Source organism: Embleya sp. NPDC001921 (genome assembly GCF_053594475.1).
Map to the genome: position 1 here is coordinate 136,605 of NZ_JBSFEO010000028.1, position 13,553 is coordinate 150,157.

General features: G+C 70.1%; 14 protein-coding genes and 1 other RNA gene. 4 read left to right on the top strand and 11 right to left on the bottom strand.

Annotation, left to right across the window (positions count from 1 at the left end; all coding sequences use genetic code 11):
• Positions 1-18: 18 nt before the first annotated feature.
• The 3 genes from ACWCPW_RS29740 to ACWCPW_RS29750 all read right to left on the bottom strand — a co-directional run bounded on the left by ACWCPW_RS29740 (position 19) and on the right by ACWCPW_RS29750 (position 1,393).
• Positions 19-336 carry a DUF3039 domain-containing protein gene (locus ACWCPW_RS29740; protein WP_406296657.1) on the bottom strand — a complete coding sequence of 106 codons (318 nt, stop codon included), beginning with the start codon at positions 334-336 and terminating at the stop codon, positions 19-21.
• 120 nt (positions 337-456) lie between these two features.
• Complete coding sequence (locus ACWCPW_RS29745) at positions 457-1,014, bottom strand: YqgE/AlgH family protein (protein WP_395863378.1); 558 nt, start codon at positions 1,012-1,014, stop codon at positions 457-459.
• 4 nt (positions 1,015-1,018) lie between these two features.
• Positions 1,019-1,393: a hypothetical protein gene (locus ACWCPW_RS29750; protein WP_449764662.1), complete on the bottom strand. Its 375-nt coding sequence runs from the start codon at positions 1,391-1,393 to the stop codon at positions 1,019-1,021.
• Positions 1,394-1,544: 151 nt separating this feature from the next.
• Here ACWCPW_RS29750 and murA point away from each other — a divergent pair, with 151 nt between their 5' ends.
• A complete protein-coding gene (gene murA / locus ACWCPW_RS29755; protein WP_449764663.1) occupies positions 1,545-2,888 on the top strand; it encodes a UDP-N-acetylglucosamine 1-carboxyvinyltransferase in 1,344 nt (447 codons plus the stop codon).
• A 157-nt stretch (positions 2,889-3,045) separates the two neighbouring features.
• On the opposite strand, the gene ACWCPW_RS29760 is transcribed toward murA, so the two are convergent.
• From ACWCPW_RS29760 to ACWCPW_RS29770, 3 genes are all read right to left on the bottom strand, one after another.
• Complete coding sequence (locus ACWCPW_RS29760) at positions 3,046-3,327, bottom strand: HU family DNA-binding protein (protein WP_355539945.1); 282 nt, start codon at positions 3,325-3,327, stop codon at positions 3,046-3,048.
• 235 nt (positions 3,328-3,562) lie between these two features.
• Positions 3,563-4,969, bottom strand: coding sequence for a malic enzyme-like NAD(P)-binding protein (locus ACWCPW_RS29765; protein ID WP_449764664.1), 1,407 nt, complete (start codon positions 4,967-4,969; stop codon positions 3,563-3,565).
• 488 nt (positions 4,970-5,457) lie between these two features.
• Positions 5,458-6,504, bottom strand: coding sequence for an ABC transporter permease (locus tag ACWCPW_RS29770; protein WP_449764665.1), 1,047 nt, complete (start codon positions 6,502-6,504; stop codon positions 5,458-5,460).
• A gap of 124 nt (positions 6,505-6,628) precedes the next feature.
• On the opposite strand from ACWCPW_RS29770, the gene ACWCPW_RS29775 reads away from it, so the two are divergent.
• Positions 6,629-7,243, top strand: coding sequence for a TetR/AcrR family transcriptional regulator (locus ACWCPW_RS29775; RefSeq protein ID WP_449764666.1), 615 nt, complete (start codon positions 6,629-6,631; stop codon positions 7,241-7,243).
• 67 nt (positions 7,244-7,310) lie between these two features.
• Here the strand turns inward: ACWCPW_RS29775 and ssrA are convergent.
• The 5 genes from ssrA to ftsE all read right to left on the bottom strand — a co-directional run bounded on the left by ssrA (position 7,311) and on the right by ftsE (position 11,453).
• Positions 7,311-7,680: a transfer-messenger RNA gene (ssrA, locus tag ACWCPW_RS29780) on the bottom strand.
• 140 nt (positions 7,681-7,820) lie between these two features.
• Positions 7,821-8,300: an SsrA-binding protein SmpB gene (smpB, locus tag ACWCPW_RS29785; protein WP_406300254.1), complete on the bottom strand. Its 480-nt coding sequence runs from the start codon at positions 8,298-8,300 to the stop codon at positions 7,821-7,823.
• 93 nt (positions 8,301-8,393) lie between these two features.
• Positions 8,394-9,638 (bottom strand): peptidoglycan DD-metalloendopeptidase family protein, encoded by a 1,245-nt coding sequence (locus ACWCPW_RS29790; RefSeq protein WP_449764667.1) that lies wholly within the window; start codon positions 9,636-9,638, stop codon positions 8,394-8,396.
• 163 nt (positions 9,639-9,801) lie between these two features.
• Entirely contained in the window at positions 9,802-10,707 is a 906-nt protein-coding gene (ftsX, locus tag ACWCPW_RS29795; RefSeq protein ID WP_449764668.1) for a permease-like cell division protein FtsX, read from the bottom strand.
• A 56-nt stretch (positions 10,708-10,763) separates the two neighbouring features.
• Positions 10,764-11,453 (bottom strand): cell division ATP-binding protein FtsE, encoded by a 690-nt coding sequence (gene ftsE, locus ACWCPW_RS29800; protein ID WP_020553326.1) that lies wholly within the window; start codon positions 11,451-11,453, stop codon positions 10,764-10,766.
• A 236-nt stretch (positions 11,454-11,689) separates the two neighbouring features.
• On the opposite strand from ftsE, the gene ACWCPW_RS29805 reads away from it, so the two are divergent.
• Positions 11,690-11,878, top strand: a complete 189-nt coding sequence (locus tag ACWCPW_RS29805) for a hypothetical protein (RefSeq protein ID WP_402234107.1) — start codon at positions 11,690-11,692, stop codon at positions 11,876-11,878.
• 498 nt (positions 11,879-12,376) lie between these two features.
• Entirely contained in the window at positions 12,377-13,264 is an 888-nt protein-coding gene (locus tag ACWCPW_RS29810; protein ID WP_449764669.1) for a hypothetical protein, read from the top strand.
• Positions 13,265-13,553 lie beyond the last annotated feature (289 nt).

The following is a 13,553-nucleotide window of genomic DNA, read 5'->3' on the forward strand; positions in this document are numbered from 1 at the left end:
TCAACGCACCCTCAGCGACTACTTGCCGCCGCTCTTGCCACCGCTCTTGTCCTTGTCCCCACCACCGGCCCCACCGGCCGGCATCGTCTCGTAGATCTCCTTGCACATCGGGCAGACCGGGTACTTCTTCGGGTCGCGACCCGGTACCCAGACCTTCCCGCACAAAGCGATGACCGGGCTCCCGGACATCGCGCTTTCCATGATCTTGTCGCGCTGGACGTAGTGCGCGAAGCGCTCGTGGTCACCGTCGCCGTGGGAGAGCTTCGGCGTCTCCTCGATCAGCGTGCCGGTGCCCGTCCCGTGCTCCGGCTCCGGGAAGCTCTGGGGAGTGGTCATGCCCACCAGGATAGCCAGACACCGGCGGCGCCGAACGGCGCGTTGGACCGTGCCGGCGAGGCGCCCGCCCGAGGTCGGCCGAGGCACCCGTCCGAGGTCGGTCCGGGCACCCGTCCGAGGTCAGTTCAGGGTCGGATCCTCCGGGTACGTGGCGACCATCGCCAACTCGCCCACCTGCCGCCGCAGTACCGCCCGCCACAGCCGATCCGGCGTGGGCGAGAACGCGTCGCCGGGCTCGGAGTCGACCACGTACCACGCGCCCGACTTGAGCTCGGTCTCCAACTGCCCCGGTCCCCAGCCCGCGTAGCCCGCGAAGACCCGCATCGAGCCGAAGTCGGCGGCGACCAGTTCCGGCGGCACGTCCAGGTCGACCAGACCCAGCCCGCCGTGCACCCGGCGCCAGCCCAGCGGCTCCGCGCCGCCCGGTACCGACGCGATGGCCAGCGCCGAGTCCATCGCGACCGGGCCGCCCTGGAACACCACGGGCGGCTCGCTGACGATCTTGGACCACGGCACGAGCACGTCGTTGACGTCCACCGGGCTGGGGCGGTTGATCACCACGCCCAGGGTGCCGTCCTCGTCGTGCTCCAGGAGGAAGACCACACACCGGTCGAAGTTGGGATCGGCCAGCGCGGGCGTGGCCACGAGCAGGCGTCCGGTGAGCGATACCTCGGTCATGCGCTCATGATCCCGCAACCGCCGGGTCGTGGTGCGCCACCCGGCGAGGAAGTCGCCCGGCGAGAAGCAGCGCGCAGGAGGTGCCGAGCAGGTCGGCGACCGCGTCCCACGGGTCGCCGCTGCGATGCGGGAGCACGAAGTGCTGGATCAATTCACTCTCCACCGCGTGTGCCGCGAGCGCCGCGCCCAACACGGCCGGACCGATTCCGACACGCCGACCGGTCCAGGCAATGGCCGCGAACGAGAGAAAATGCACGATCTTGTCACGATGCGGAACTATCGGCGCCGGGTCCCCCGGGCTGCCCGGATTGAACAGGAGGACCAGGTTCACCAGCACCGCTCCCGCGAATGCCCAGTACGCAAGCTTGTTGCCGGTCATCCCAACCCTTCGTCCACGGGCCGAACGCCCCTTTGTCCCGGGCCCTTCGGCGCCGCGAGCCGGCACGGGGGCGGTATGTGTCCGACTACCGTGTAGCGCTGTCGGCCCATCTCCCCTGTCGGCTTCGGTACCCACAGAAGTGCGAGGATTCATGCAAGACGACGTGCTCTTGGTTCACGGCGGTTCCCCGCTTGAGGGCGAGGTTCGCGTCAAGGGCGCCAAGAACCTGGTGCCGAAGGCGATGGTGGCCGCGCTCCTGGGCGAGGCGCCGAGCCGACTGCGCAACGTCCCGGAGATCAGCGACGTACGCATCGTCAAGGGCCTGCTGCAACTGCACGGTGTGGCCGTGCGCGAGGGCGACGAGCCGGGCGAGTTGCTGATGGACCCGACCCAGGTCGAGCAGGCCAACGTCGCGGACATCGACGCGCACGCGGGTTCGAGTCGGATCCCGATCCTGCTCTGCGGACCGCTGCTGCACCGGCTGGGCCGCGCGTTCATCCCGGACCTGGGCGGCTGCATGATCGGCGACCGGCCGATCGACTTCCACCTGAGCGTGCTGCGCGAGTTCGGCGCGGTGATCACCAAGCGTCCCGAGGGTCTCTACATCGAGGCGCCCAACGGCCTCGAGGGCACCAAGGTGAGCCTGCCGTTCCCGAGCGTGGGCGCCACCGAGCAGGTACTGCTCGCGGCGGTGCGCGCGGAGGGCACCACCGAGTTGTCCAACGCGGCGGTGGAGCCGGAGATCATAGACCTCATCTGCGTGCTCCAGAAGATGGGCGCGATCATCTCGGTGACCACCGACCGGGTGATCCGGATCACCGGCGTGTCCAAGCTCGGCGGCTACGACCACCGCGCCCTGCCGGACCGCCTGGAGGCCGCGTCCTGGGCCTGCGCGGCGCTGGCCACGCACGGCGACATCTACGTCCGCGGCGCCCGCCAACTGGACATGATGACCTTCCTGAACGTCTTCCGTCAGGTCGGCGGCGCGTTCTCGATCGACGACGAGGGCATCCGCTTCTGGCACCCGGGCGGCCCGCTGAACGCGATCGCGCTGGAGACCGACGTGCACCCGGGCTTCCAGACCGACTGGCAACAACCGCTGGTGGTCGCGCTGACCCAGGCCACCGGCCTGTCCATCGTGCACGAGACGGTCTACGAGCGGCGGCTGGGCTTCACCTCCGCGCTCAACCAGATGGGCGCCACGATCCAGCTCTACAGCGAGTGCCTGGGCGGTACGCCGTGCCGGTTCGGCCAGCGCAACTTCCAGCACTCCGCGGTCATCTCCGGGCCGGCCAAGCTGCACGCGACCGACCTGGACATCCCGGACCTGCGCGCGGGCTTCTCGTACCTGATCGCCGCGCTGGCCGCCGAGGGCACCTCGCGGGTCACCGGCATCGATCTGATCGAGCGCGGCTACGAGGACTTCCAGGCCAAGCTCGAGGCCCTGGGCGCCCGCGTGGAGCTGCCGATAAGGGTCGCCGAGAGCGTCGCCTAGCCGTTTCCCGGGCCTCCTCGCGCCCCAGTGCCCTCTTCCCGGGGCCACAGGGGCCCGGGAAGGCCCGCAAACGGCCCCGGTGGGCCCGACAACGCCGGAAGGGCGGCTTCCCCGAGGGGAAGCCGCCCTTCCGGTTTTCAACCGGGGCGCTACGGACTTACTTGCCCGAGGCCGCGGCCTTGAGCTTCGAGCCCGCCGAAACCTTGACGCCGAAGCCGGCCGGGATGTCGATCGGGTCACCGGTCTGCGGGTTCCGCGCGGTGCGGGCGGCGCGGTGGGTGCGCTCGAAGGTGAGGAAGCCCGGGATGGAGACCTTCTCGTCACCCTTGGCGACGATCTCGCCGACGACGTCGGCGAGCGCGCTCAGTACGGCATCCGCGTCCTTGCGGGTCACGTCGGCGCGCTCCGCGAGGGCGGCCACCAGCTCACTGCGGTTCATGTGTCACTCCCGTGTCTTGCTGACCTCCGCCGACGACCACGGAACGTGGTCGCAAACGTGGTTCAGTCCAACTCGCTGTTCTTGCCCCGGGGACGAATCCTGCACTCATCCATGCCCGGAAGCTAATCAAGGACACGCCAAATCACTGGGAAAGCCCCGTGATTTCGCGGTTCCGGCAGATTACGGGGCCGTTAGGGGGCCCCTGCAACCGGGATACGTACGGACAGTACGACGATCATCCCGCAGGGTTCTGACGCTCCGCCAACACCGCGTCCCGCACCGCCGCGGCCACCACGGCGGACACCTCCGGGTGGAAAACACTCGGAATGATGTAGTTCGGGTTGACTTCGTCGTCGGAGACCACCGACGCCAGCGCCCGCGCGGCGGCGAGCAGCATGTCGTTGGTGATGTGCCGGCTCTGCGCGTCCACCAGACCGCGGAAGACACCCGGAAAGACCAGCACGTTGTTGATCTGGTTGGGGAAGTCGCTGCGGCCGGTGGCGACCACCGCGGCGTGCTCCAGGGCCGTCGCCGGATCCACCTCGGGATCCGGGTTGGCCAGCGCGAACACGATCGAGTCCGGCGCCATCGCGGCGATGTCGGAGCCGGCGAGTACGTTCGGCGCCGACACCCCGACGAAGACGTCCGCGCCGACCACGGCCTCCTTGAGCGTGCCGGTGAGGCCCCGCTCGTTGGTGTGCTCGGCGATCCAGCGCAGGTCCTCGCCCATGTCGGTGCGACCGGTGTGCACCACACCCCGGACGTCCGCGACCACCACGTGGCCGGCGCCCGCGGACAGGAGCAGTTTGAGGATCGCCGTGCCCGCCGCGCCCGCGCCGGACATGACAATGCGCACATCCTCGATCTTCTTGCCGACCACCCGCAGCGCGTTGGTGAGCGCGGCGAGCACCACGATCGCGGTGCCGTGCTGGTCGTCGTGGAAGACCGGGATGTCCAGCGTCTCGCGCAGCCGGCGCTCGATCTCGAAGCAGCGCGGCGCGGAGATGTCCTCCAGGTTGATCCCGGCGAAGCCCGGCGCCATCACCTGGACGGCCCGGACGATCTCGTCCGGGTCCTGGGTGTCCAGGCAGATCGGCCACGCGTCGATCCCGGCGAAGCGCTTGAACAGGGCCGCCTTGCCCTCCATCACCGGCAGCGCGGCCTTGGGGCCGATATTGCCCAGGCCGAGCACCGCGGAGCCGTCGGTGACCACCGCGACGGTGTTGCGCTTGATGGTCAGCCGGCGCGCGTCGTCCGGGTTCTCCGCGATCGCCATGCACACCCGCGCCACGCCCGGGGTGTAGATCATCGACAGGTCGTCACGGTTGCGGATCGGATGCTTGGACTGCATCTCGATCTTGCCGCCGAGGTGCATCAGGAAGGTTCGGTCCGAGACCTTGCCGAGGGTGACCCCCTCGATCTCCCGGACCGCCTCCACGAGCCGGTCGGCGTGATCCGTCGAGGTCGCGGCGATCGTGACGTCGATCCGCAGGCGCTCGTGGCCGGACGCGGTGACGTCGAGCGCGGTGATCGACCCCCCGGCGGATTCGACCGTGTTGGTGAGTCGACTGACCGATCGGCCCCCCGCGGGGACCTCCAGTCGAGCCGTGATCGAGTACGAGGCGCTGGGCGCTGCGGGCATGAACTCTTTCTCCTCCGATCGCTGCGGCACCCCGTCTGCCACGGCGCCGCATCGCTCCCGATGGTCTCACTTCGTGGACAGGAGCGGGGCCGCGGGCCGTCCCGGGCGCCCGCCCTACCCGGGCCGGGCGCCGCCGCAAACTGTGATCCTCGTCCTTCGCCGTTCGATCCGGCGCCGGGCGGCGGGTCGGTTACGCTGTTCCACGACACCGGCTCGATCCAAGCCCCCGGGCCCAACCATTAGTCCCTACGAGGGACCACTTGCCGAGAGGCGAGCATTGGCGGGTCGGTGTCCTCGACATCACACACCGGCGGTCCCCCAGGGGCCGCCGGTTTCGTATGCGCGGCCTCCGCGCGGCCTCGTCCCGCCGGCACTCCCCCGACCCCGAGGCGCGCCGCCCGACGCGCGTCTCGCGCCTCGCGCCTCGCGCCTCGCGCCGCTCACCGACCGCGGTCCGGCGCTCGTCGGCGAGTCGGCCCCGGTGAGGCTCATTCCGCGCGCGTTCGCCCGAGGCCGCTCGCGGCCGAGAGCACGGCGCCCAGGGCGATCCACGCGCCGAGCACCACGAGGTGTTCGCCCGCGCCGTTGCCGTCGAAGAAGGCGGTCGAGCGCAGCAGATTGCCGCCCGCGCCGGGCGGCAGCAGTTGGCCGAACGTGCCCCAGGGCCGGGGAAGCAGTTCCGGTGCGCTCGTGGCGCCCGACAGCGGATTGCCGATCAGGAACATGGTGACCGCGCCGAGCGCGATGCCCGGCCTGCCCAGCACCGCGGCCAGGCCGACGATCGGCAGGTTGACGGCGAGCAGCAGCAGCGCCACGGCTCCGGCGTCGACCACGTAGGGGCCCGACAGCGCGCCGACCCACCCCTGGAGCAATCCCGTGGCCGCGAGCCCGCCCAGCGCGGCGAACAGTGCCGCTCCCGCCAGCCGCAGCCGCAGTCGGGGCACGAACAGGGTCAGGAAGATCCCGCTGAACATCCCGGTCAACACGAGCGGCAGCACCGCACCGCTCAGGCCCGCACCACGCGGATCGTCCGCGGGAGCCGGTACGACGTCGACCACGGGCACCGGCCGGCCCTCGCTCACCGCGGCCACGTATCGCGGCAGCGACTGCGCCACGGTGGCGCTCGCGGCGGAGGCGGTCAGCAGGCGCGGCCCGTCCGGGCCGAGCACGATCGCGCCGTAGTCCCGGCGATCCTCGATCCGGGCCCGCGCCGCCGCCTCGTCGGCCACCGCGTGCACCGTGAACGCGCCCGGATGCGCGCGTTCGAGGCGATCGGTCAGCGCGCCCGCCTCGGCCGGCGCGCCCGCCACGGCGATCGGCAGGTCCTGCGGCCGGCTGCGGGCACCCGGCCACGCGAAGAGCGTCACCATCAGCATTTGCAGAACCACGAGCCCCACCGCGACCCCGGCCGCGATCCGCACCGGCGACGTCGGTCGCGCGCTCGGCGGCGCCGACGTCGGGTCCGCCCCCGACCGCGCGGGCACCGCCCCTTCGGCCGTTCCCGGAGTCAGCTCCTCCGAGGCGTTGTGCGACATGGCGACTCCACGCTCCCTCGCGCACGATCCCCGATCGGGATCCGGCAATTCATCGGTCGATGAATCCGATCCTCGGCGCGCGCCGGCGTACTGTCAAGACGAATGTTCGTTTTATTATCGACCCATGCCCAAGGTCAGCCAGGAACACCTCGACGCCCGCCACCGCCAGATCCTGGAGGCCGCGCGGCGCTGCTTCGCGCGCAACGGTTTCCACCGCACGTCGATGCCCGACGTCTTCGCCGAGGCCGGGCTGTCCGCGGGCGCGGTCTATCGCTACTTCAAGGGCAAGGACGAACTGATCGCCGCCTGCTGCACCGACGCGCTGCGGGCGGTGGCCGCCGCGCTGCCGGACCCGCAGACACTGCGGCAAGGGGACGTCGGGCTGCCCTCGCTCGCGACGACCCTGGACCGGCTCGTCGACGCCGTCGTCGAACTCGACGGCCGGGAGGGCATCGGCCGGGTGGCGATCCAGGTCTGGGGCGAGGCCATCCGCGACCCGCGACTGGGGGCGCACGTGCGGGCCGAGTACGACGCCGTACTCGATCGCCTCGTCGCGGTCTGCGCGCTGCACCTCGACGCCGGCGCACTGCCCTCGACCGCGGATCCCAAGGTCGTCGCACTGGCCGTGATGGCGCTGCTCCAGGGCTTCACGATCCAGCGCACGGTGTTGGGCCACACCTCGGAGGCCGACTTCAAGGCGGGCGTTCGCGCGCTGCTCGGCGCGAGCGACGACGGGTGACCCGGTCGACGGGTGACACACGCGAGAAGGCCCGGTGTGCGAGCACACCGGGCCTTCTCGTCAACAGGGGTGGAGGTGGCGGGAATTGAACCCGCGTCCTACGGTGCGGAACCAGAGCTTCTCCGAGCGCAGTCCACAACGATTTTCTCGGCCCCGGTGTTCACGTGGACAAGACACCGACGGGCCCAGTTACTGTTTTTTGTCCCGCACGACCCCGTAACCGGGTCTTGCGGTGGAGTCCCCTAAATTATGCCAGGGTCCGGGGCGGGGACGCACCCGGTCTGACACCTTCGGATACTCGCTTAGGCAGCGAGGGCGAAGGAATCGCGCTTGTTATCGGCGATTATTTGTTTGCGACAGGTGGTTAACGAGATCATTGTCGCTTCCTCGGCTCGCTTCCTCTGCTTCGACAGCCGCAGTCGAAACCGATCACCCCCTATTGAGTTTTCAAGCAACCACCGAGGCTCCGAGGAACCCTGGTGCCCTGCTCGACGGCCCGAACCGCCACACTTGCTCGGCCCGAACCAGCCACATCGTACGGTGCAACGTCGGACCGGTCCACTTCATTCCCGGCGGGTCACCCTCGACGGCCGCGCACGTACTTCGACATCACGCGCTCCGTCTCGCGCCGGTCCTGCTGTTCGCGCAGGGTCTGTCGTTTGTCGTAGTTCTTCTTGCCCTTGGCCAGCGCCAGTTCGAGTTTGGCCCGACCGTCCTTGAAGTACAGGCTCAGCGGCACGAGGGTGTGACCGGTCTCCTGGGTCGCCTGGACCAGTTTCTCGATCTCGTGCCGGTGCAGCAGCAGCTTGCGCTTGCGCCGCGCCGTGTGGTTCGTCCACGTGCCCTGCGAGTACTCCGAGATGTGCACGTTGTGCAGCCACACCTCGCCGCCGTCGATGCTCGCGTAGCCGTCCACCAGGGACGCCTTGCCGGCTCGCAACGACTTGACCTCGGTGCCGGTCAGGACGAGGCCGACTTCGAGGGTGTCCTCGATGAGGTAGTCGTGCCGCGCCTTCTTGTTCTGCGCGATGAGCTTGCGCCCGGTCTCTTTCGCCATGATCCCTGCATTCTCGCGCATGGCCGCAAGCTCATTACCCGCCCGGGTGGCCGGCCTTTCGGAGCCGATTCCGGCGCCGCCCCGGGTCCGCTCTCACAACCACAGCGCCGGGTCGACGAACTCGCCGTCCACGAGCACCTCGAAATGCAGGTGCGCGCCGGTGGACCAGCCGGTGTTGCCGGACCGGCCGACCTGATCGCCGCGGGCCACCCGCTGCCCCTCGCGCACCGCGATCCGGGACAGGTGGTTGTACGTCGTGGTCAGCGCGACCCCCCCGACCCGCCCGTGCGAGAGCACCACGCGGTAGCCGTACGCCGCGTTGTAGCCGGTCTGCACCACCGTGCCCTCGCGGGCGGCGGCCACCGAGGTGTCCCGGGGCACGGCGAAGTCGGTGCCGGTGTGCAGCTTGGTGTACTCCAGGATCGGGTGGTAGCGCGTCCCGAAGCCGGAGCTGACCGGCCCGCGCACCGGATAGGAGAGCGCACCGCCCTGCTTCGCGGACGAGGCCGGTCGGCCCGCCGGCGCGTTGCTCCGGTTCGCCAGCTCGGTCAACCGCTTCTGCTCGGACCGGATCGCCTCGTAGCGCTGCTGGTCGGCCGCCTTCTCCTCGCGCGCGGTCGCCAGCGCGGCCTCGCGCTGCTTCGCCAGCGCGGCCACCCTCGCCTCCGCGTCGGTCGCGGTCTTCTCCAGGGCGACCACCTCGGCGAGCTGGCGAGTGGCCTCGGTGTGCCGCACCCGGGCTTCCGCGCGACGCCGCTCCAGCTCGGCCCGGCGGGCGTCGATCGCGTCCCGGGTGCGCTCCAGCCGGGCGATCGTCTCGTGGTCCGCCTGAAGCATCTGCCGGTAGCCCTGGAGGCTGCTGAGCAGCTCCGCCGGGGTCTGCGCGCGCAGGATCATCGACAACTGCGCCATCGCGCCGTTGCGGTACGCCCGGCCCACCAGCCGGGTGACGTCGTCGCGCACCGCCTGGGTCGAGGCCGCCACGTCGTGCAGCTCGGCCTCCGCCGTGCGCACCGCGGCCTCCGCCAGCTCCACGCCGTGGCTCAGGTCGGCCGTCCGGGCCCGCGCCTCGGCCACGCGCGCCCGAGCCGCCTCGAGGGCGGCCCGTGCGCCCGGCCCGGCAGCCTCGGCCTCGGCGTACGCGGTCTCCGCGGTCGCCAGGCGGGCCAGTGACGCGTCCAGGTCGGCCCGCATGTCCCGGGCCGCGACGTCGGCCCGCTGCCGGCGGGCCCGCACGTCACCGTCGTCGCCGTCGGCGTACGCGGGCACGAAACCGACCGCGGCCGTGATCACCACGAGCGCGGAGAAGCCGAGTCGCCTGGTCCGAATTCTGCGCATGATCACAAGAAACGCGTAATTGCCAGGAATTGCCACGACCCACACCGGTATGGAAGTAATACGAACCCGTCCGGCCGCGTACAGACGTTCGACGGCCCCGTTCCGCACCGGCGGAACGGGGCCGTCGAGGCCGTCGGGTCGAGTTCCGCGAACGGATCCCGGATCAGACCTTGAGGTACTTCAGGAGTGTGAAGAACGACGCGATCGCGGACATCAGCACCCCGAAGAGGATCAAGAGCGGCAGGGTCGCCAGCACCGGTCCCCATCCGATCAACTCGAACGCGTTGAACTGCTGACCGAGGCCCTTCTCGACACCGAAGAAGAACCCGGTGCTCAACAGGCCGGAGGCCAGCACACCGCCCAGCAGGCCGGCGATGGCGGATTCCATGATGAACGGCAATTGGATGTACAGGTTCGACGCGCCGACGAGCCGCATGATGCCGGTCTCCCGCCGCCGGCTGAACGCGGACACCCGCGCCGTGTTGACGATCAGCAGGATCGCCACCAGGAGCATGAATCCCATCACGCCGTAGGCCGCGTACTGCGCGTTCTTGAGCAGCTTGAAGAACGGCTCCAGGATCTTGCGCTGGTCCTGGACGGACTGCACGCCCGGCCGTCCGGCGAACGCGCTCGCCACGACGTCGTACTTGGTCGGGTCCTTGAGCTTGACCCGGAAGGATTCCGGCAACTGGTCGGCGGTGACGCTGCCGGAGAGCGGGGATTCCTTGTTCTGCTCCTTGAAGTGCTGGAACGCTTCCTGCTTGGTCTCCTGGTACGTCTTCTCCACGAGCGGCATCCGGCTGAGCTCGGCGCGGATCGCCTCGCGCTGCTCGTTGGACACCTCGCCGCCCGCGCATCCGGCGTCGTGGTCGCTCTTGCCGCACAGGAAGATCGAGACCTCGACCCGGTCGTACCAGAAGTCCTTCATCTCGTTCACCTGAACCCGCAGCAGCGCACCCGCTCCGGCCAGCGTGAGGGACAGCGCGACACTGACGATCACCGCGATCGTCATGGTCAGGTTCCGGCGGAGACCGACTCCGATCTCCGAGAGGACGAACTGGGCGCGCATGATGTCCTAGTCGCTAGGGGCGCGGCCGGACTGCCGCGCCGTGGTGGTCCGGTGGATCAGTGCTGGTAGCCGTACACGCCGCGAGACTGGTCGCGGACCAGGCGGCCCTGCTCCAGCTCGATCACGCGCTTGCGCATCTGGTCCACGATCGCCTGGTCGTGCGTGGCCATCAGGATCGTGGTGCCCGTCCGGTTGATCCGGTCGAGCAGCTTCATGATGCCGACGCTGTTCTGCGGGTCGAGGTTGCCGGTCGGCTCGTCGGCGATCAGGATCATCGGCCGGTTCACGAAGGCACGGGCGATCGCCACACGCTGCTGCTCACCACCGGACAGCTCGCCGGGCATGCGGTCCTCCTTGCCGCCCAGCCCCACCAGGTCCAGAACCTCCGGTACCACCTTGCGGATCGTGCCTCGGGGCTTGCCGATCACCTCGAGCGCGAACGCGACGTTTTGATAAACCGTCTTGTTGGGCAGCAGGCGGAAGTCCTGGAAGACGGTGCCCACCTGGCGGCGCAGCGCCGGCACCTTCCAGTTGGACAACCGGCCGAGGTCCTTGCCCGCCACGAAGATGTTGCCTAGGGACGGCCGCTCCTCCTTGAGGACCAGCCGCAGGAAGGTGGACTTACCCGAGCCCGAGGACCCGACGAGGAAGACGAACTCACCCTTCTCCACTTCGAGGGAGACGTCGTGCAACGCGGGGCGCGGCTGCTTCGGGTAGGTCTTGCTGACGTTGTCGAATCGGATCACGGTTGCATCACGGTGCGCCAGTGTAGGGGGCGGGGCATCCGGCCGGGGGCACAGGTGTGGCCAAGGGACCACGCCGTCGCGAGCCGGGCGCCCAGGCTCGAACGGAGTGGTCGTGGGGCATGGCCATTCCGTGAGTGTAAGCGGCACAGTGGAAGGGGACGGGAACTTCCCACCGCGTCGTGAGCGTTATGGGTGTCGATGCGTGATAGCGGAGCAATCGAGGCGGAGGCGTCGAGATGACCTTGGACCGCCTGGTGTGCGCGAACTGTGCCGGCCTGGTCGCGGAGGGTCGCTGCCCGACGTGCCGGGCCAGTCGTGAACGGCTCCAGCGCTCCGGTGGACTCAATCTCCAACCCGCGATGCTCGCGGCACTCGCACTGCTCGTCCTGGTGTGCGCGCTGCTGCTGGCCCGCGTGGGCGGCTGAGCCGCCGGAGTACGAGTCACCGGACCGGAAGCGGGCCCCGGAGCCGAGCCGGACGCGGCCCCGCTCGCCCGAGCAGGACCCCCACAACCCCCGAAACGACACGAAGGCCCTGGGTGCCCCCAGGGCCTTCGCGTCGTACAGCGGCGTTCCGCGGCTTCCGGAACCCGGATCGGGCGTTGTCGGCAGCTGTCCGACGCGGACCGATCCGAGCGGGCGCCCCGTTGTCGAGGCCGGGCACAGGGCCCGACGTCGTACCGCGGTGCCGCCCACCGTCCGTGATTCCGAGCCGACCGTTTCACAGACACACTCGCGATGACGCGGTGCGCCCGGCCCGGAACGGCTGGACGGCGGATTCAGTGCCCCGGCACCGCCGCGCCGGGGCACAAGTCTTCGACTCAGGCCGCGGAGGCCTGCTGACGGCGCTTGAGCCGCGCCGGCAGCACGGTGAAGGTGAAGCCACCGGCCGCCATCGCGGCGCCGCCGACGACCAGGAACGCCATGTTGGCGCCGGAGCCGGTCGAGGCCAGTTCCTTGTTGGCGGGCTGCTGCGCCGCCGGAGCGGTGTCGCCGCCGCCGAAGTCGCGAACGGGGGCGTTCTGCTGGTCGCCGTTGCCGCTGCTCGTCCGGGTGTTCCCGTCGCCGCCGCAGTTCAGGTCGAGCCCGCCGGTGGCGTGCGTGGCGTCACACGTGTTGCCGCCACCGGTGCTGCCGCCCGAGTTGCCCTTCGTGGTGGTCCCGGAACCGCCCGAGTTGCCCTTCGTGGAGCCCGAGGAGGAGGTCCCCGTGGATCCGGCCGAGGTGCCCTGCGAGCCGGAGGACGTACCGCTCGAGCTGCCCGAGCTGGTCGTGCCGGTGGTCGAGCCCGACGTGGTGGTGCCCGTGGTCGAACCGGACGTCGTCGTACCCGTGGTCGAACCCGACGTGGTCGTGCCCGTGGTGGAACCGGACGTGGTCTCACCCGTGGTCGAACCCGACGTGGTGGTGCCCGTGGTCGAACCGGAGGTGGTGGTGCCCGTGGTCGAGCCCGACGTGGTCTCGCCCGTGGTCGAGCCCGACGTGGTCGTGCCCGTGGTCGAACCGGACGTCGTCGTGCCCGTGGTCGAGCCCGTCGTGGTCCCGGTCGTGGCGCCCACGATCGTGCCGCCGGTGGTCGCGCCCACGACGGTGCCGCCGGTGGTCGTACCCGTGGTAGTGCCGGTGGTCGTACCGGTCGTGCTGCCGGAGGTCTCGCCGGGCGGGCACGTGTGCGTCTGCTCGCACCCGTCGTCCGGACCCGGGTCCGCCGCGCTCGCGACGCCCGCGACCGCGAAGGACGCGCCCGCCGCGAACAGCGCGGCGGCGGCTATCCGTGCCGTCCGGACGCGCATTTTGGTTGTCATCAATTAACCCCCAGTTGGTGGGATCCCCGTATCCGCGCCGGCGCGGGTGGGGTCCCAAACGCCGTTGGGCATCGCTTCGACGCGCGCCCGTGCCATCCGTGGATGCGCCCCGGACTCCGATCGGATGCGTCGCGGCAATGCCGCCGTTCAGACTGGTAACCGGGTGGATGCCGCGTCAAGGGCGTTCGGAGAGGGTTGCGGGGTTAATTCCCGATTCGCCGCGAAAATCGGCACGAAAGCGCAACGCGTCACAACACGAAGACCCCCGCGAATACGCGGGGGTCTTCGTGCTCGTG